14 protein-coding genes are annotated in these 18,448 nt (G+C 68.3%); 5 read left to right on the forward strand and 9 right to left on the reverse strand.

Going from position 1 to position 18,448, the window contains the following annotated elements:
* The 6 genes from addA to RTU05_RS11980 all read right to left on the reverse strand — a co-directional run.
* A partial coding sequence (addA, locus tag RTU05_RS11955; RefSeq protein ID WP_312598532.1) for a double-strand break repair helicase AddA occupies positions 1–2,888 on the reverse strand: 2,888 nt, incomplete at its 3' end.
* Positions 2,885–5,974, reverse strand: a complete 3,090-nt coding sequence (addB, locus tag RTU05_RS11960) for a double-strand break repair protein AddB (protein WP_312598533.1) — start codon at positions 5,972–5,974, stop codon at positions 2,885–2,887. The genes addA and addB, both read right to left, overlap by 4 nt.
* A 130-nt stretch (positions 5,975–6,104) precedes the next feature.
* Entirely contained in the window at positions 6,105–6,800 is a 696-nt protein-coding gene (gene murU, locus RTU05_RS11965) for an N-acetylmuramate alpha-1-phosphate uridylyltransferase MurU (RefSeq protein WP_312598556.1), read from the reverse strand.
* A gap of 20 nt (positions 6,801–6,820) precedes the next feature.
* Positions 6,821–7,918, reverse strand: a complete 1,098-nt coding sequence (gene amgK / locus RTU05_RS11970) for an N-acetylmuramate/N-acetylglucosamine kinase AmgK (protein WP_312598534.1) — start codon at positions 7,916–7,918, stop codon at positions 6,821–6,823.
* Positions 7,905–8,363, reverse strand: a complete 459-nt coding sequence (gene tsaE, locus RTU05_RS11975; protein ID WP_312598536.1) for a tRNA (adenosine(37)-N6)-threonylcarbamoyltransferase complex ATPase subunit type 1 TsaE — start codon at positions 8,361–8,363, stop codon at positions 7,905–7,907. Before tsaE ends, amgK begins: the two co-directional genes overlap by 14 nt.
* Complete coding sequence (locus tag RTU05_RS11980) at positions 8,360–9,214, reverse strand: 1-acyl-sn-glycerol-3-phosphate acyltransferase (RefSeq protein ID WP_312598538.1); 855 nt, start codon at positions 9,212–9,214, stop codon at positions 8,360–8,362. Before RTU05_RS11980 ends, tsaE begins: the two co-directional genes overlap by 4 nt.
* 143 nt (positions 9,215–9,357) lie before the next feature.
* Between RTU05_RS11980 and RTU05_RS11985 the strand changes: the two genes are divergently transcribed.
* Positions 9,358–11,469, forward strand: coding sequence for a S9 family peptidase (locus tag RTU05_RS11985; protein ID WP_312598540.1), 2,112 nt, complete (start codon positions 9,358–9,360; stop codon positions 11,467–11,469).
* A gap of 79 nt (positions 11,470–11,548) precedes the next feature.
* Here the strand turns inward: RTU05_RS11985 and RTU05_RS11990 are convergent, their stop codons facing one another.
* Positions 11,549–11,866 carry a hypothetical protein gene (locus tag RTU05_RS11990; protein WP_312598542.1) on the reverse strand — a complete coding sequence of 106 codons (318 nt, stop codon included), beginning with the start codon at positions 11,864–11,866 and terminating at the stop codon, positions 11,549–11,551.
* A gap of 174 nt (positions 11,867–12,040) precedes the next feature.
* Here RTU05_RS11990 and RTU05_RS11995 point away from each other — a divergent pair, with 174 nt between their 5' ends.
* Entirely contained in the window at positions 12,041–14,092 is a 2,052-nt protein-coding gene (locus RTU05_RS11995) for an AsmA family protein (protein WP_312598544.1), read from the forward strand.
* Positions 14,093–14,157: 65 nt separating this feature from the next.
* The gene (locus tag RTU05_RS12000; RefSeq protein ID WP_312598546.1) at positions 14,158–15,009 is read left to right on the forward strand and encodes an alpha/beta hydrolase; all 852 of its coding nucleotides are present in this window, start codon (positions 14,158–14,160) and stop codon (positions 15,007–15,009) included.
* Between the two features lie 268 nt (positions 15,010–15,277).
* Here the strand turns inward: RTU05_RS12000 and RTU05_RS12005 are convergent, their stop codons facing one another.
* A complete protein-coding gene (locus RTU05_RS12005) occupies positions 15,278–15,580 on the reverse strand; it encodes a helix-turn-helix transcriptional regulator (RefSeq protein WP_312598548.1) in 303 nt (100 codons plus the stop codon).
* A 108-nt stretch (positions 15,581–15,688) separates the two neighbouring features.
* Here RTU05_RS12005 and RTU05_RS12010 point away from each other — a divergent pair, with 108 nt between their 5' ends.
* Positions 15,689–17,896 carry a hypothetical protein gene (locus RTU05_RS12010; RefSeq protein WP_312598550.1) on the forward strand — a complete coding sequence of 736 codons (2,208 nt, stop codon included), beginning with the start codon at positions 15,689–15,691 and terminating at the stop codon, positions 17,894–17,896.
* Between the two features lie 25 nt (positions 17,897–17,921).
* Positions 17,922–18,272, forward strand: a complete 351-nt coding sequence (locus tag RTU05_RS12015) for a hypothetical protein (protein ID WP_312598552.1) — start codon at positions 17,922–17,924, stop codon at positions 18,270–18,272.
* Here RTU05_RS12015 and RTU05_RS12020 read toward each other — a convergent pair.
* The coding region (locus tag RTU05_RS12020) for a hypothetical protein (RefSeq protein ID WP_312598554.1) at positions 18,269–18,448 on the reverse strand (180 nt) is incomplete at its 5' end. The two genes, RTU05_RS12015 and RTU05_RS12020, sit on opposite strands and share 4 nt — an antisense overlap.

Below are 18,448 nucleotides of genomic sequence, written 5' to 3' on the forward strand. Positions count from 1 at the left end.
GGGGGCGGCGCAGCGACCCAGGCGGGGATGGCGGCGGCTGCGGCTGCTGTCGACACAGCGCGGAGCGTGGTTTCGGGATCGGCCCCGAACCGCAGCCGTCCGCCGTCCAGCAGTTGCACCGCGTCAGGCCGGTCCTGCGCCAGCCGTTCGAAGGTTCCGGCGATGACGTCCCACCAGCTGCCCTCCTCATACCCCGTCTCCTTGGGGCGGCTCATCTTGCGGCCCATGACGATCAGGCGGTCGCGGGCGCGGGTCAGGGCCACATAGAGCAGGCGCAGGGATTCCGCGTCGGTGCGGTCCACGCGCGCCTGACGCACCTCGGCGGACACGGCGCAGTCGGACTTGGCGCTGGACGGACACATCAGCCAGGCCTCGGTCCCGTCGGCCAGTGTCGCGGGCATCAGGGTCGGCCCCTGGGGTTTCGCCTTGCCGGTGGTGTCGGGCAGGATGACGATGGGCGCCTCCAGCCCCTTGGAGCCGTGCACGGTCATGACGCGCACCTCGTCGCGCGCGCCCTCCATCTCGCGCTTCACCTCGACATCGGCCTGTTCCAGCAGGGCCAGACAGGTTTCCAGATCGCGCCCGCCGCGTTCCTCGGCCGCCAGAACCTGGGCCAGGGTTTCGTCGATGGCCTCTTCCGCCTCGCGGCCCAGACGGTCCAGAATGCGGGCGCGACCTGAACGACCGTCCGGCCCGACCCGGTTCAGGGCGGCGGAGAAGAAGGCGAAGGGATCGCGGTCGCGCGCGGCGATCAGGGTCGCCATCAGATCGCGCGCGGCGGTCCATGCCGGGTGTTCATGGGCGCGGCGCTGCAGTTCGCGCCACAGGCTGCGCCCCTCGCGCGCCACCTTGTCCGCCAACGGATAAAGGGCGTCGGCAGGCCCGAAATCGGCGACATCGCACAGGGGGCTGCGCAGGATTTCCGCCAGCGACAGGTCGTCGTCGGGGAAGAGGGCGAACCGGGCCAGGGCGATCAGGTCGTCGAAGACGATATGGTTCGACAGCTTCAGTCGGTCGGCGCCCGCGACGGGCACGCCCTCGGTCTTCAGGGCGCGGATGATCTCTTCAAAGGTCGCATCGCGACGACGCACCAGCACCAGAAAGTCGCCGTAACGCAGGGGCCGCAGGGCACCGCGCTGTTTCGGGTCATAGATGGCGGCGCCCGCCGCGACCTGTTCGCGGATGTGGCGGGCCAGCGACTGGGCCAGCTGTTTGCGGGCGCTGCGGCTGTCTTCCTTGTCGACGGGGGCGTTCCAGGCCTCGCGCTCGGGCGCCGCCGGGTCTTCGAACAGGGGCCAGAGTTCGACCGCGCCATACTGCTCCAGACGGGCCGGGCGGTGGATGGCGATTTCGCCGGCCTCTCCAACCAGGGCGCGGGTGCGGCCGGGGCTGTCGAAGGCGACATCGACGAAATGCAGCACTTCCTCGGTCGAGCGGAAGGAGGTGTCCAACGGCACCTCGCGGAAGTCGGCGTCGGCCTCGCGCACCAGGGCGTCATAGGTCCGGGCCTCCTGACGCAGCCGTTCGGGCCGCGCGCCCTGGAAGGAGTAGATCGACTGTTTCTCGTCCCCCACGGCGAAGACCGTCCGGGAAATGGCGGCGTCTTTGCGCTCCGCGCCCGAACCGGCGAAGAAGGGTTCGGTCAGGGCGCGGACGATGTCCCACTGGTCGGGCGCGGTGTCCTGCGCCTCGTCGATCAGGACATGCTCGATCCCGCCGTCCAGCTTGTAGAGCACCCAGGCGGCGCTGGCCCGTTTGGTCAGCAGTTCGACCGTACGTCCGACCAGATCGGTGAAATCCAGCGCGCCGTTCGCCCGTTTTGCGGCCTCGTACAGGGCGGCATGGACGCGGGCCAGGGTCAGCACCTTTTCCGTCTCGTCCGCCACGCGGGCGGCGCGCACCCGATCCAGCGTCGAGATATATTTGAGCGACACATCCGCCAGATAGGAGGCCGCGCCGGGCGGGGCCTTCGACGTGCCGAACTTGTCGCGCGCCACGCCCTTGGAATCGATGAAGATGGGCGTCATGGCGGTCAGGGTCGTGGCGGGCGGAACCGCATCGCGCATCTGTCCGGCCAGCTTCTTGTCGTTGGCGCCGCCCGTGGCGAAACCCTCGGCGGCGGCCAGCCAGTCGGCGCGGTTCAGCCAGTCCATGAACCCGGCCTCGATCTGGGCGGGCGTCTCGTCACGGCTGACGCCGACCCGTTCATGCGGACCGGGGGCGGTCCCGGCCTCGATCCGTGCCAGATAGTCCAGCAGCGGCTCGCGCCTGGCCTCGATGGCGTCCAGCAGGGAATGGAAGGCGTCCCAGGCCAGTTCGACGGCGAAATGGGCGTAGGCGCGGCCCACCGGGCCGTCGCCGTCGTTCAGGGCGTAACGGGCCAGATCCTCTCGCGCGGCGTGGGACAGGGCCAGCGCCGCCTGATCCTCCAGCACCTCGAACCCCGGCGCCACCCCGGCCTCCAGCGGGAACCGGCGCAGCAGCTTCTCGCAGAAGGCGTGGATGGTCTGGATCTTCAGCCCGCCCGGCGTCTCCAGCGCGCGGGCGAACAGGACGCGGGCCTCTGACAGTTCGGCGTCGGTCAGGCTGGCGGGATCGCGCCCGTCCAGCCGCGCCAGATCGGCCGCCAGCGCCCGGTCGTCGGCGACCGCCCATTCGCCCAGCCGTTCGAACAGCCGCGCCTGCATCTCGGCGGCGGCGGCCTTGGTGTAGGTGACGCACAGGATTTCGCCGGGCCGCACCCGCTTCAGCAACAGGCGCGCCACGCGGCTGACCAGGGTGGTGGTCTTGCCCGACCCGGCGTTGGCGGTGACGAAGACCGACAGGGCCGGATCGGCGGCGGTCGCCTGATGGGCGCGGGCCATGTCGACGGGGGATAGGTCGGTCATTCGGGCGCCTCGTCCTCGCCGCCGACGACGTGCCATTCCCAGACACGCGCCAGATGGTCGTAGTTGCCGCCGAAATTGCCCATGAACTGCGGCGCGACCCATGAGGTGTAGGGCGTCGCCGCGTCGTCGAAGGCCGCCACGCCCAGCTTCAGCCGGTCCAGTTCGCGCGTCGCCATCTGGGCGGCGGTCAGGGTGTTGCCCCGGCCCTGGCGCGAGACATCATCCACCTTGCCCGGATCGCGGCGGCCGGTGACCTTGACGTACAGAAGCTCGGTCGCCTCGGTCGGCGGGGCCTGGAACCCGCCCTCGGCCAGTATGGCGGCGGTCAGGGTCAGTTGCGGCGCGAACCCCTGCACCACCTGTTTCTGGCTGGGCGTCTGGCCGGTCTTGAAGTCGATGATGGCCGCGCCCGTGGCGTCCAACTCTATCCGGTCGGCGCGGGCGGTGACGGTGAAGGGACCGGCGGGGGCGTCGAAGACGATCGCGCCCGATTGTTCGATCAGCAGGGTCGCGCCGCGCGCGCGCCGTTCGCGCTCGAACCTTTCCAGCCACAAGGCGGCGTTGCGGGCCAGCGGGCGTTCGCGGGCCAGGGCGGCGTCCTCGAACCCGGCCTCGGTCATGGCGTTGACGATCAGGTCGGCGATCTGGTCGGCGCAGTCGTCGGGCAGGGCGTGGGGCCAGATACGGACCATCTGTTCGATGGCCTCGTGGATGGCGTCGCCGCGGGCCATGGCCTCGGCCGAGGCGCCGGGCCGGTCCAGCACCTTCAGCCCCAGTATCCGTTGAGCATAGACGGCGTAGGGGTCGCGCACCCAGCGCTCGACCCCTGTGACGGGCAGTTCGCGCGGGCGGCGGTCCACCGGCGGGGTCGGGGCGGGACGGCGCGCATAGTCGGGCGTGTCGCGCAAAGGCGCGTCCAGCGCGCGGGTCCAGTCGGCGACATGGACGGGGGCGGAAACGGCGACCGGCGTCTGATCCGTATTCGCCCCGCGCGTCAGCATGTCGAGCCGCCACAACCAGCGGGACCGGACGGCGGGCTGGCCGCCGCGTCGTTCGGTGTGGATCAGAATGGCCTCGTCGGCGCAGGCGGCCTGAACGAAGTCCTGCGCGCTCTGGCCGATGCGGCGTTCGGGCGGGGGTAGGCCCAGCGCCTTTCGCATGGGCCGCGACAGGAAGGGATCGACCGGGGCGCCCTGCGGCCAGACGCCTTCCTCCAGCCCGGCCAGGATCATCCGGTCGGCGCGCACCAGACGGGCCTCGATGGCCCCCAGAATCCGCAGCGACGGATGGGTCGCCCCGCCGGTGCGGACCACGGCGTCGGCCAGCAGACCCTTGACCAGTTCGACCGTGTCCTCCGCCGAGACGGCGCCCAGCGAGGCCCCCCCCGTGATCAGGTTCGACAACAGACCGGCGGCGCATTCGCCGTCCGCGCCGACCCAGGCGTTCTGGCCCGCCAGCGCCTCGATCAATACGGTCAGGGCGCGGGCGGCGGCGTCCAGCGGGGCGGTGGGGGCGAAGGCGGCGCGGGCGGTGGCGACCAGATGCTGCAGATGATCGGACAGGGCGCGGGCCTGAGCGTGGCGTTTCAGGCGGCCGTCTGACGGCGGGGCGCCGTCCCGGTCGGGCCGCAATGCGCGGTCCAGCTTGCGGTTCAGCCGCTCGAAACTGGCATGGCGCGGGCCGCGCAGGGCCATGTCCTCGAAGGCGGCGATGGCGCGGGCGACGTCGATCTCGCCAAGGTCCAACTGCACCAGCGGGTGTTTCAACAGGCCCAGCAGAACCTGCGGATCGGTCGGGGCGGCGATCCAGCGGACGCACAGTTCGACCAGCACGCCCGCAGGCATCCGGTTCAGCGGCTGACCGGCCGAGGCGTCCGGCACGACGCCCCAGCGTTCCAGACGCGCGGCGACGCGACGGCCCAGCCCCTGATCGGGCGTGACCAGAGCGCAGGTCTTGCCGGGCGTCTCCAGCGTTTCGCGCATCATCAGGGCGATGGCGGCGGCGGTTTCCTCGTCATGGCGCAGGTTCAGGACCGACAGTCCCTCCAGACCCTCGGCGATGGGGTCGGCGGCGCGGCCTGCCTCCACGGCGCGGGCGCGGATGGCGCGGATGGCCTCGCGCCAGTCGCCGGTCGCATCGGCGGGGCGCAGGGCTTCGTTCAGCAGACGCTGGCGCGCCAGACCGCGCTGCTCCGTTTGGGGCGCGACCGGCGGCTGGAACCACGGACGCACGGCGCGGCGGTCGATGTCGTGCCGCTCCAGCAGGCGTTTCAGGGCGCGCTGGGGGTGTTGCTCGTTCTCCTCGTCGATCTGATCCCAGACCCGGTCGTCCAGATCGAGATCGAGCCCCGGCAGGACCACGCAGCCCAGGGGCGCACGGGCGACGGCGCCCAGGACATCGGCGGCGGCGGGCACGGTGCCGGTCGATCCGGCGGCGATGACCGGCTGGGTCGGCGGCTGGCGGTCCCACAGTTCGGCCAGACGGCGCAGCAGGGTCGCGCGCCGCCACGCCGGATCGACCAGACCCAGTTCGGCCAGACGTTTCGGCCAGGCGACGACGCCCAGGCTCAGGAACTCGGCGGACCGTTCCCAGTGTTCGGCCATCTCGCCATCGACCAGCGCAGCGACTCGTTCAGGGTTCTGGACCTCTTCCAACTGACAGGAATCGAGGAAGCCGCCCAGGGCGTCGGCCAGATCCAGCGCGCGCATCGGCGTCAGGTCGCTGTCGAACTGCTCCACGATCATCCGCGCCATTTCGAACCGGCGCGTCAGGGGGGCGATGGCGGGCGGCAGGTCCAGGCCTAGGGCGCCGGGGGTGAAGGGCGGCTCATCCTCCTCCAGATCGCCCAGAGGCCGCACCTGCGGCAGCAGGACGGGCCGCCCGTCCGCCAGCCTGGACAAGGCCCCGGTGAAGGCCCGCGCCGCCCGGCGGTTCGGCAGCAGAATGGTGGCGTCCGACAGGGTTTCGGGCGGCAGTTCGCCCAGCCAGGCCAGAACCCCCGCCGCCAGGTCTTCGAGGAAGGGCCGGTGGGCGGGAATGGCGTACCAGCGCGGGCCGGACGCCGCGAAGGGGTCGAAGTCACTCACTTCAAGACCGTCATCCTAGGCCTTGTGCCTAGGATCCATAGACTCAGTCGAGGCCGGTGCGCACCGGCGAGCACCGGGCGTATGGATACTCGGGACAAGCCCGAGGATGACGAGGAAAAGAGAGGCGTCGTCACCCTTCCCCCGCCAGCTTCGCCTCGGCCTGATCCCGCGCCTGCGGGTCGCCGACGTGCATCCAGTCGCCGTCCAGCACGCAGCCGAACAGGCGACCTTCACTGGCGGACTTGCGCCACAGGGGGCTGAGCGAGAAGGGGCCGTCCGGGCCGTCGTCGGCGTATCCGGGCCGGGTGATCTGGACGCCCATATAGGCGAAGGGCGCGGACGGGGCCTCACCCCGGAAGGTCAGTCTGCCATCATCGCCCAGGAAGAAGTCGCCGTCGCCCTCGAAGCCGATGGAGCCTTCGCGACGGGCCAGCAGCAGGGCGGCGTCCATCGTCTCGGGGTTCCACAGGCGGACCAGATCGGCCAGGGCGTCGCCTCGGTCGATCCAGACGCTGTCGATATTGGCCACGAAGACCGGATCGTCGCCCAGCAGGGGATGCGCCTTCTTCAGCCCGCCGCCGGTCTCCAGCAGTTCGGCGCGCTCGTCGGAGATCACGATTTCAGGTGCGCGACCGCGCGCGGCCAGATGCGCCTCCAGCCGGTCGGCGAACCAGTGGACATTGACCACCGCCTTTTCGATGCCCGCATCCGCCAGTCGGTCCAGCACATGGTCGATCAGGGCGCGACCCTGCACCTCGACCAGGGCCTTGGGCCGGTCGTCGGTCAGGGGGCGCATCCGGGTGCCCAGCCCGGCGGCCAGAACCATGGCGGTCTTCGGAGCGGCGGTCATGCGCGAACCTCGGCTGGGACATGGCGGTCGAACCAGCGGGCGACGGGCGCCAGGGCGGGCTGTTCCAGATTGGCGTTCAGATGCCGCCACATGCGCGGCAGGAACTGACGATAGCGAGGCTTGCCGTCGCGGGCGATCAAGCGGGCGAAGATGCCGATGATCCGCGCCTGGTTCAGGGCGGCGAGCCCTGAGTAATCGGCCATGAAGGCGGCGCGGTCCACGCCGGGGCGCAGGGCGAAGTAGCGGTCCAGGGCCTCGGCCTCCAAATCGTAGGACACGTCGCGTCGGGCGTCCTGCAACAGGGAGTGCAGGTCCCACGACGGATGGGCGCGCACCGCGTCCTGGAAGTCGATCATGCCGACGCGGGCCGCGCCGTCGCGCTGGGGCAGCCAGATCAGGTTCTCGGCGTGATAGTCGCGGTGCGCCATGACCGAGGCGCCCGCCGCGCCCGATGTCACGATGGGCGCCCAGGCCGCCCGCCAGTCGGCGATGGCGGCGTCATCGAACGCCACCCGATCATCCAGCTTCGGCAGCCATTCGACGAACAGGTCCGCCCCGCCCTGCAACGCCGTCTCGTCATAGGTCAGCAGCGGCCAGTCGCCTGCCGGGCCATGCAGGGCCTCGGGCGGGTTTCCGGCCTCGTGCAGAACGGCCAGGGCCTCGATGGCGGCCAGATAAAGCGGCGTCTCGTCGGCGCCGCCTTCGATCACGCGGGCGAACAGGGCGTCGCCGAAATCCTCCAGAACGGCCAGACCGTTCGGCGCATCCAGGGCCGGGATTTCGGGGGCTGACAGGCCGAGAGATTTCAGGTGGGCGGCGACGGCGGCGAAGGCCTCGATCCGACCGGCGGACAGGCGGGCGACGGCGTTCCAGCCCGCCGCGCGGCGTTGATCCGGCGTCCATGACGGATCGCACGGCGGGCTTTCGGCGGCGGGGGCCTGATCCATCAGCATCAGGGCCGGGCCGCTCGCGGGCGTCAGCCGCTCATAGCGCCGCGTGGAGGCGTCGCCGGGCAGGGGCGCGCGCACGGCCTCGGCCAGACCGGCGGCCTTCAAAAAGTCGATGTGGAGGGTTTCGCGGTCAGAGGCGGACATGATCGATCAGGGCTTCCCACCGGCCTGCGCCGGAAACGGTCGCAAGGCGGCCGTCGCCGTCCTCTGCGATAATGAGGGTCAGGCGGTCGGGGCCGAGGAAGCGTGCAGGGTTATCGCCCAGCCGCTCAGGCCATTCGATGACGGCGCAGCCCTCGTCCAGCGCCTCGTCCAGCCCGATCTCGAACGCCTCTTCGGGACGGGTCAGGCGATAGAGGTCGAAATGGGCGACGGGTGGGTCGCTCTCATAGAACTGAACCAGGGTGAAGGTGGGACTGGGCACATCCTCGTCCGGCGTGGTCAGGGCGCGGATCAGGCCGCGCGCCAGGGTCGACTTGCCCATGCCCAGCGGCCCGTACAGCAGGACGCTGTCGCCGGGCGCCAGCAGGGGAGCGATGATCTGGCCCAGGCGGGTGGTGGCCTGGGCGTCGGGCAGTTCGATCTTCACGGGAACACCGCCTCAGGGTCCGCGGCCAGGGTCCGTTCCGTGAAGCGTTTCAGGGCCTCGGTCGCCTTGGCGGCGTCCACATCCAGCCGCTCGGCGGGGATGGGCAGGCCGACGTCGACGCCGAAAGCCTTGCCCGCCTTGTTCAGCAGTTCGTGGAACAGGGTCACGTCGCGCAGTTCCTGCGAGAAGCGGTCGAAGGTGTGGAACAGGCGGCTGTAAGGGCCGGTGACGTGCATGGGCACGACGGGCGCGTCGTATTTCCGCGCCATCGAGGCGGCGGTCGGCGCCCATTCGGGATCGGTCAGGACGCCGTTAATCTCGCGCGCCAGACGCCCGGCGGGGAACATGACCACGCAGCGTTCGGCCTCGAACGCCTCTTTCGCCGCGTTCAGGGTTGAGCGGGTCTTTTCGCGGGTGCGTTTCTCATGGACCCATTCGACGGGGATGATCGTCTCGTCCAGTCGGGGCGAGACGCGGATGGCGTCGGCGTTGGCGAAGAAGATCATGTCGCTGCGCCGCCGCTTGATCGCATCGAAGACGGCGACCCCGTCGGCGATGCCGGTGGGGTGGTTGCACACCACGATGCAGCGGCCCGTGGCGGGCAGGCGGTCAAGGTTCGTGGTCGCGACCTTCAGCCTCAGCAGGTCGGACACATAGTCGAAAGTCTCCACCCCAGACAGGTCCCGAATGGCGTCGGCCATCCGCACCGCCGCCTCATAGCCCAGCACCCCGTAAAGCGCCGGCCGCACCACGGGCCAGAAGGGCGAGGCGGTCAGGCGCGGCGCACGTTCGGCGATCAGCACATCGACGATGTGCGGCTGGCGTCTGGCGGGGGAAGGGGCGGTGTTCATGAAAGACCGCTTGTCGCCGGTTCGGTCGGAGGGGGCAAGATGGGGTGTGAGGGCCGGCGCCGCCTACGTCCGTTCGCGACAACTTCCTCCCGACGAACGGCGGTGCTACGCCTTGCCGCAGCCAGATTTCCGAGGAAGAGCCCATGCGCCACCGTTCCCTTCTGTCCGCCGCCTGTGCGGCTGTCGCCCTGATGGCGGCGGCGCCCGCTCTGGCGCAGGTTCCGCCCTCGCCCCAGCCGGCGGTTCCGGCGACGTCGGACGCCTTCACCTATCAGGACATGATCTCGGCCAATCGGCTGGGCGATCCGCAGGTGTCGCCGGACGGGCGCTATGTCGTCTATTCGGTCACGACCACGGATGTGGCGGCGAACAGCCGTTCGGGCAGTCTGTGGATGCTGGACCTGAACACGCCGGGCGCCGCGCCGCGCCGCCTGGCCATCTCGGACCAGGGCGCCAACACCGCGCGCTGGGGCGGGGACGGCAATCTGTACTTCCTGTCGGGCAAGTCGGGGACCAGCCAGGTCTGGCGCGTGGCCTCGCCCACGGCGGCGCCGGTTCAGGTGACCAATCTGCCGCTGGACGTGAACGCCTATCGCGTCAGCCCGACGGGCGACAAAGTGGCGGCCTCTCTGGCGGTCTATCCGAACGCCGCCGACCTGAACGCCTCGGTCGAGATGGGCAAGGCCATGGCCGAACGGAAGACGACCGGCTTGGTCTATGACCGGATGTTCGTGCGCCACTGGGATACGTGGAACGACCACACCCAGAACCATCTGTTCGTCCAGTCCATCGGCCGCGACGGCAAGGCGACGGGCGCCCCGGCCTGGGTCACCAAGGGCTTCGACGGCGACACCCCCTCCAAGCCGTTCGGCGACGAGAGCGATTTCGTCTTCACGCCGGCGGGCGACGCCGTGGTCTTCTCGGCGCGCCTGGCGGGCCAGACCGAGCCGTGGAGCACCAACTTCGACCTGTGGAAGACCAACGGCCTGACCGGCGACGGCACCTTCACCAACCTGACGGCGGACAACAAGGCCTGGGACGCCGGCCCGGTGTTTTCGCCCGACGGCCGCACCCTGGCCTATCGCGCCATGGCGCGGCCGGGCTTCGAGGCCGACCGCTATCAGATCGTGCTGATGGACGTGGCCACGGGCCAGAAGCGCGAGATCGCCTCGAACTGGGATCGGTCGGCCGATACGCTGCAATGGTCGCGCGACGGCCACACCCTGTACACGACGGCAGGCGACGTCGGTTCGACCAAGCTGTTCGCGGTCGATACGCGCAACGGCGTGGTGACGCCGATCACAGGCAGCGGCCATGTCTCGGCCTTCCAGCAGACGCCCTCGGGCTTCGTCTTCGCCCAGGACAGCCTGCGCGAGCCGGGCGACCTGTATTTCAAGACCTATCTGGGCCGCGAGATGCCGCGTCGCCTGACGCAGTCGAACCCCGCCTTCGCCGCCAAACAGTTCGGCGAATACGAGCAGTTCAGCTTCGCCGGCTGGAACAATGAGACCGTCCACGGCTATGTCATCAAGCCGGTCGGCTATGTCGAGGGCCGCAAATATCCGGTCGCCTTCCTGATCCACGGCGGGCCGCAGGGCTCGTTCGGCGACGGCTGGTCCTATCGCTGGAACCCCGAGACCTATGCGGGCGCGGGCTATGCGGTGGTGATGATCGATTTCCACGGCTCGACCGGCTATGGCCAGGCCTTCACCGACGCGATCAGCCAGCACTGGGGCGACCGCCCGCTGGAGGATCTGAAGAAGGGCTGGGCGGCGGCTCAGCAGAAATACGGCTTCCTGGACGGGTCGAACGCCTGCGCGCTCGGCGCCTCCTACGGCGGCTATATGATCAACTGGATCGCCGGAAACTGGTCGGACGGGTTCAAATGCCTGGTCAACCACGACGGCGTCTTCGACACCTTCGCCATGGGGTATTCGACGGAAGAGCTGTGGTTCACCGAATGGGAATACGGCGGCGCGCCGTGGCGCAATCCGGAAGGGTATCAGAAGTTCAACCCCGCCAACCACGTCGACAACTGGAAGACGCCGATGCTGGTGGTTCAGGGCGACCGCGACTTCCGCATCCCGACCGCCCAGGGCCTGTCCACCTTCACCGCCCTGCAGGGGCGCAATATCGACAGCCGTCTGATCGTCTTCCCCAACGAGAACCACTGGGTGCTGAAGCCGGCCAACAGCCTGCAATGGCACAATGAGGTGTTCGGCTGGCTGAACAAATATCTGACGCCGGCGCGCTGATCCGCGCTTCGGATCGGGCGAGAGAAAGGGGCGCGGTCAGCCGACCGCGCCCCTCTTTTTTGGTCTCGACGCGAACGGCTTAGAGCGAGGCGCGCTGGATCGCGGGGCCGGCGAGGCGATTGTACTGATGGGCGGTCATGCAGCGCGGCGTGGCCCAGCGCTGGCCCGTCTGACGCGCGGCCAGGGCTTCCTGCGCGGTGACGAACGACGGCGCCGACCCATAGGTCTGTTGATAGGCGCGGCGCGCCTCGGCGTCGCCGCCGCAGACCATGACGGACTGCAGGGTCTCGGCGCGCAGGGTCTGTCGCGACACCTCTCGCGGCGAATGGGCCAGGGCCGGGGCGGCCGAGGCCATCAGGGCGGCGGCGATCAGGGCGGGCGTAGCGAAACGGATCATCGGAAACCTCCTCCATTTCCCGAATTAAGATCAGGACTCGGACGAAATATGCGCCGATTTTCTCTATTGTAAAGAATATACGACAGATAAGCGTCAGATCGACGACATCGAAGGCTGGAGTTGACGTAGCGGCGCCAAACCGCCGGTGGCGCGTTTGCTTTCGCAGATGGAGGCGTGCGCTTGTCCAAACCCCTGAATTGGCGAGATTTCGGATCGAATCTTCACCGTCGCGCGGTGGCGCCCAACGTGGCGCGGGCGCGCGTCTGGCGCGACTGGGTCCGGCAGAACGACCCCGTCTATGCGGCGGCCCGCCATCCCCGCGCGGCCGAGAAATGGGCGCTGGGGATCGTTCTGGTCCTGACGCTGGCGGTGGTGCTGTTCCTGGCCCTGTTCGACTGGAACATGCTGCGCGGCCCCATCGGCCGCTGGGCCTCGGCCAAATACGATCGCCAGATCGCGCTGACCGGCGACCTGGACGTCAATCTGTTCAGCTGGACCCCTTCGGCGGTGGTTCGGGGCCTGAAGATCGGCGGCCCGGACTGGGCGCGCCAGCAGGATACGGCCGATGTGGACGAGATCCGCGCGTCGGTGCGGCTGCGCAAACTGTTGGCCGGTCAGATCGAGATGCCGCTGCTCAGCTTCACCCGGCCAAAGGTGGTTCTGATCGCCAGTCAGGACGGCCGCAAGAGCTGGGACCTGAACCCCGACAAGCCCGACACCGGAGAGGGGATGAAGCTGCCCGTCATTCAACAGCTGGTCATCACCGACGGTCGGCTGTCCTTCGACGAACAGCGGCGGAAGATGACGTTGCAGGCCGCCGTCAATGCGCGAGAGGCGGCCAACGGAAACGCCGGCTTCGTGCTGGAGGGACGCGGCACGGTGAACGGATCGCCCCTGACGCTGAAGATCGAGGGCGGGCCCTTCATCAACATCCGACGCAATCGACCCTATCAGTTCGAGGCGAATGTCAGCGGGGCGGGATCGTCCCTGACGGCCAAGGGGGCGATCACCCGCCCCTTCGACCTGGGGCGGTTCGACGCCACCCTGACGATGCAGGGCCGGGACCTGTCGGACCTGTATCTGCTGACCGGCGTGACCCTGCCGAACACGCCGCCCTATCGCCTGTCGGGGGCGTTGAACCGCAACGAGCGGGTCTGGACCTTCAAGGATTTCGACGGCCGGGTCGGGGCGTCGGACCTGTCGGGCGAGGTCCGGGTGGACGCCGCCCAGCGCCTGAGGGTGGACGCCGACCTGCGGTCGCGTCGGCTGGACATCGACGATCTGGCCGCCGTTCTGGGCGCGCGGACCCGCACCAATGCGGCGGGCACCAATACCGAGGCGCCGGTGGTCGTGGGCGGCAAGCTGTTGCCCGACGCCAAGCTGCAGACCGAACGGCTGCGGACCATGGACGGCTCTTTGACCTATCGCGCCGTCGCGGTGAAGGCCAACCAGTTCGATGTGCGCGCGGTCAATCTGGGCGCCGATCTGAAGGACGGAATCCTGAAGCTGGATCCCATCAGTTTCAACTTCAATCGCGGCGAGCTGAACGGCACGGCCCGCATCAATGCGACCAAGGACACGCCCTACAATGCGGTGGACCTGCGACTGTCCGGCTATCCGCTGGAATCGATCATTCCAGCGCGCAACGGCTCGGTTCCCTTGAGCGGGCGCGCGCTGGGCCGGGCGCGGCTGGAGGGGCCGGGGGCCTCGATCCACGACTTCGCCGCCGCCTCCAAGGGGTCGATGAGCCTGGTGGTGCCCAACGGGCGGATGCGCGCGGCCTTCGCCGAACTGCTGGGCATCAACGCCAGCGCGGGCCTGCTGAAGCTGCTCAGCGGCGATCAGTCCGAGAGCCAGATTCGTTGCGCCGTCGCCGACTTCGCCGTCGCCAACGGCACGGCGACGGCCCGGACCTTCGTCATCGACACCGATGTCGTCCTGGCCCAGGGCAAGGGGTCGATCGACCTGGGGGCCGAGACGCTGAACCTCCGGATCGAGGGCGAATCCAAGAAGCCGCGCCTGCTGCGCCTGTGGGCGCCGATCACCGTCTCCGGGGCCTTGAGCGCGCCCAAGGTCGGGGTCGATGTCGGCAGCGTGGTCGGGCAGGGCGGGCTGGCCGGTCTGCTGGGTGCGGTGGTGGCGCCGGTCACGGCCCTGTTCGCCTTCGTGGATCCGGGCCTGGCGGAAGACGCCGACTGCGGTCGCCTGATCGCGGGGGCGCGCTAGGGTGCGGCGTCGGATGACGACCGAATCGACGCTTGGGACGTATTGAGACCTATGGACACCCACGCATGACCCGCCGCGGCCTGTTCGCCCCCGCCCTGGGGTTCGTCGCCGCGGCCTGTTCGCCGCTGAACCTTCTGAACACCCTGGGGCCGCGCGATCCCGGCGTGCGCCGCGTCGCGCGCGACATCGCCTATGGCGACGATCCCCGTCAGCGCATGGACCTCTACGCCCCCACTGCCCCGGGACCCTATCCGACCCTGGTCTTCTTCTATGGCGGGGGCTGGGATTCAGGGTCGCGAGACCAGTACGGCTGGGCCGCCCAGGCCCTGGCGGCCAGGGGGTTCGTGGTGGCCCTGCCGGATTATCGGGTCGTGCCTCAGGTGGTCTTTCCGGCCTTCATCGAGGATGCGGCGGCCGCCACGGCCAAGGCGGCTCAGGTCGTGGTCGCCCATGGCGGCGAGCCTGAGCGTCTCGGCGTGCTGGGCCATTCCGCCGGGGCGCATCTGGCCCTGATGATCGCCCTGGATCGCCGCTACATGGCCGCCGTGGGCCAACCCGGCCTGATCAAGGCGGCGGCGGGCCTAGCCGGGCCCTACGACTTTCTGCCGTTCGACGTGGCGGCGTCGAAGAACGCCTTCGGCCGCGCGCCCGACCCCACCCTGACCCAGCCCGTGACCTTCGTGCGCCCCGACGCCCCGCCGATCTGGCTGGGCCACGGCACGGCCGATACGGTAGTGCATGCCGAGGACACGACCATCCTGGACGAACGGATGCGCGCGGTGGGCGGACGGTCGCAGGCCAAACTCTATCCCGGCCTGGACCACGCCGACCTGATCGCGACCTTCTCGCCCCTGTTTAGAAAGAAGGCGACGGTGCTGGCCGATGTGACGGACTTCTTCCACCGGCAGCTGGGCTGAACCGACGAAGAGTGGTGCGGGCGGCCGGGGTCGAACCGGCACTCCTTTCGGAACTGGATTTTGAGTGCTTTGGAGCGGTGTTACCGGGCGATCACCGACATCCTCGCGGACCCCATTCAACCCCCATTGCGCAAGGGTTCTCCCGGCGTTGAACGCGTTTCACCTAACCCGCCGACTAAGTGAAAATCACGCTCGATCATCGACGCCGTTCCACAGAAGTTACACCGGCATTGCCTCTAGTCGCCTTGGGGTGACGGTTTCCGCTGAATCAGTCTGGCGGCGTCTTCCAGCCACTTAATGTCGGCGGAGGACATCTCGCACGTGAGGCTGATGAGCCTTTCAAGCCGCGCCTGATCTCCACCATGGCTGCGAAAAGGTGAGACACTGTCACGCCCAGCGCCGTGCTGATCGCCTCGACGGTGTCGAACGAGGGAGACTTTGCGCCGCGCTCGATTCTCCGCACCCATTCTTCCGACGTCCCAGCGGCTTCTGCCAACTGGGCTTGCGACCAGTTCCGTTCCAAGCGGGCTGCCCTGACTTGTTGGCCGAAATAGACGCCGAGTTGGCCCATGCGGTCCTCCTCAACACCTATTGAGGCGTCTATCGCTTCGTTAGGAGGAACGCACCGTGCCGCTTGACGGCGACTGAGGGTCAGGTCGCGACGAACAACACCGCCGCTGTGAACCGGCTGAACGCCCTTGAGGCGACGGTCAACACGGCCGGGACAGGATTGACGGCGCGCCTGGCCTCGGCCGAAAGCGCCATCATCACCAACCGCGACGCCGCCGCGCAACGGTTGAGCGCGCTGGAAGCGACGGTCGATGGGGCGGACACGGGCCTCTCCGCAAAGGTTTCGGGCCTTCAGTCTGCCGTCTCCAACCTCGCACAAGGCAAGGCTGACGCTACCGACCTCGTGAACCTGACGGCACGGGTATTTGGGGCCGAGAGCGTGAATATCGCTCAGGACCAGCGCCTCACGACGGTTGAGGTGGATGTCGCTGGCAAGGCCAGCGCCGTGCGTGTCGCCGCTTTGGAAACGAGTATCGATACGCCTTCAACCGGATTGAAGGCCCGACTGGCGGTGCAGGAGGCGGCCACATCCGACCTGGTCGCCAACAAGGCGGATGCGACGCGCGTGGCGGCGCTCGAAGCGACAGTCAATACCGCCGGAACGGGCCTTTCCGCGCGAGTCGCCGGCCTTCAGTCTGCCGTCTCCAACCTCGCACAAGGCAAGGCGGACGCCGTCGACCTCGTCAATCTGACGGCAAGGGTGTTCGATGCGGAAAGCGTCAACACGGCACAGAACACCCGCCTCAATAACGTCGAGGTCGATGTCGCCGGTAAGGCGAGCGCTACGCGGGTCGAAGCCCTGGAGGCTGCGGTCAATACGCCCGGCACTGGCCTCGCCGCGCGGATCACCACGGCCGAGCAGGCCATCGCCACCGAAACCACGGCGAGGGCCCAGGCTGTCAGCCAACTGCTCGCGCGCCAGAACATAAACCGCAATCTTCTGCCGGGCGGTAGTGGGGAACGGGGTGTCGTCGGCTGGGATGCACCCGCAGGTCTGACTGTCGTCGACAGCCCTGCCAATGGCGGGTCCGTCTTCTACAAGGACTACACGGGCGCCGGGGCCGTCGATCACCTGCATATCTCTCCGAAAGTCGCGATTGGCGAGGCGACCCACGTCACCCTGTCATTCAAGGGCGGTGCGCAGGGGTTCAGCGGAGGCGTTCGTCTCGGCTACATCGGTTTCTACAACGACGCCGGCGGCTACGTCGGAGAAAGCGCCACACGCCCCCTGACGGGCGGTGAAGTGACGGCCGCGAAGCCGACCGGAGCAACGAAGGCCGCGTTCGTGGCCAAGATCAGCGGAACCGCTTCTTCCAGCTACGCCGAAGTCTTCTTCCGGCAGATCAAGATCGAACCTGGTCAGGTCGCTACGATCTATTCCAACGACGCCCTGGACCAATATCTGTCCAGTTCAGTTGGGGAACTGAGGCAGGCGACGATTGATCTCGCCGCCGGAAAGGCGGACGCCGCGCGCGTCACCAGTCTGGAGGCCAGCGTCAACACGCCCGGCACCGGGATTTCCGCCCGTCTGACCAACGTCGAGAGCGTGGCGGCTTCGGCGGATGGCCGCGCCAAGGCGATCAAAGGCGTCGTGCTGGACGTCAATGGGCTGATCAGCGGCTACTCATCGACAAATGACGGAACGACATCCGCCTTTGAGATTGCGGCTGACAGCTTTGGCATCCGCTCGCCCGGAGGCGGGGAGCGGACCGAGTATCGGGCAGGTCGCTGGTACATCTACAGCCCGGCCGCAAACTCCCGCACAATGTACGGCAAGGCCTTTGGTGGTGACCAAAAACTGGTCTGGTGGACCGGGCCGACTTCGGTGGCGGAAGGCTCTGAGACCAAAGGCAACGCCTACGTCTACATGAGCCAGAACACCGTTGGCGGCTCTCGGTTTGGCGGTTCCGATGTTCCTAGCGCTGAAAGCGCGCCAGGGGGATATGCGAGCGGTTCCAAATCTCTCGCCAACATATTCCTAGACAGCAACAGTGGGTGGTCGCAGATCGCCGCCTTTACCCTTAGGGGCGTTCCTCCATCCGCCATCCTCAACGTCTCGTTGTTGCCCTCCGGACTAGCTCGCGGAACCAATACGACGGTCGAGTGGCGCGTGGTCCAGGTCGCAGATGACGTTGTAGTCAGCGGCCCGAGCGGAGCGACCTACACGCCTGGCGGCGTCGATGACACTGTATCGATGGCCGGTTCAGGAACGCGATCAGGAACCGTCGAATACGCACTCCAGAAACGAACGACATCGGGGGGCGGCCTTAGTGGCCTCAACCTGCTGTTGGACGTCAACGCTTACCAGTCGCTCTAACCCTAATCTCTCTTAGGAGCCTACCATGGCCGCATTCCCCAAACCCAAGACCATCGCCGAGGCCGAAGCCGCCGAGGTGATCATCGCCGGCCTTTATCTGGACCGCGTCGAAGCGGCCCGCGCCGTCATGACCGGCCCTGAAGCACAGGCCTTTGAAGCCAAGATCGCCGAGCTGCTCAGCGACGGTCTGCCGAACGGCACCTCGGTCGCCGTCAACCTGCCCAATGTTGCGAAGTGGTTTACCGATGTCCGCTCTGGCATGGACGCGGATTTTGAGCGTCTCGACGCCATCGTCAATCCGCCCCCGGCTCAGCCGGAACCCGAACCCGCCAGCACTGATTCCCAGCCGGGGGCTGGGGCGCAAGGCGTAACCTAAAGATCTTTCGCCGGCCCGCCTGGCTCGTCCGGCTCTCCATCGCGGTCTTTGTCCGCGAAATGCTCAGGCCGATAAGACCCGTTGAAACGGGACGAGACGGCAAACAGAACGCCCGCAAGGATGGCCGGGATAACGGCGGCGATGTCGCGGGCTTCAAGGTCGGCCAGGATGAAATC

Source organism: Brevundimonas sp. (assembly GCF_032017145.1).
GTDB lineage: Bacteria > Pseudomonadota > Alphaproteobacteria > Caulobacterales > Caulobacteraceae > Brevundimonas.

What these genes read in the sequence shown, in the direction of transcription:
- murU (WP_312598556.1), bottom strand. Translation starts at nt 6,800, where the DNA reads ATGGTTCTGGCCGCCGGGCTGGGCACCCGGATGCGCCCCCTGACCGAC.
- amgK (WP_312598534.1), bottom strand. Translation starts at nt 7,918, where the DNA reads ATGTCCGCCTCTGACCGCGAAACCCTCCACATCGACTTTTTGAAGGCC.
- RTU05_RS11980 (WP_312598538.1), bottom strand. Translation starts at nt 9,214, where the DNA reads ATGAACACCGCCCCTTCCCCCGCCAGACGCCAGCCGCACATCGTCGAT.
- RTU05_RS11985 (WP_312598540.1), top strand. Translation starts at nt 9,358, where the DNA reads ATGCGCCACCGTTCCCTTCTGTCCGCCGCCTGTGCGGCTGTCGCCCTG.
- RTU05_RS11990 (WP_312598542.1), bottom strand. Translation starts at nt 11,866, where the DNA reads ATGATCCGTTTCGCTACGCCCGCCCTGATCGCCGCCGCCCTGATGGCC.
- RTU05_RS12000 (WP_312598546.1), top strand. Translation starts at nt 14,158, where the DNA reads ATGACCCGCCGCGGCCTGTTCGCCCCCGCCCTGGGGTTCGTCGCCGCG.
- RTU05_RS12005 (WP_312598548.1), bottom strand. Translation starts at nt 15,580, where the DNA reads ATGGGCCAACTCGGCGTCTATTTCGGCCAACAAGTCAGGGCAGCCCGC.
- RTU05_RS12015 (WP_312598552.1), top strand. Translation starts at nt 17,922, where the DNA reads ATGGCCGCATTCCCCAAACCCAAGACCATCGCCGAGGCCGAAGCCGCC.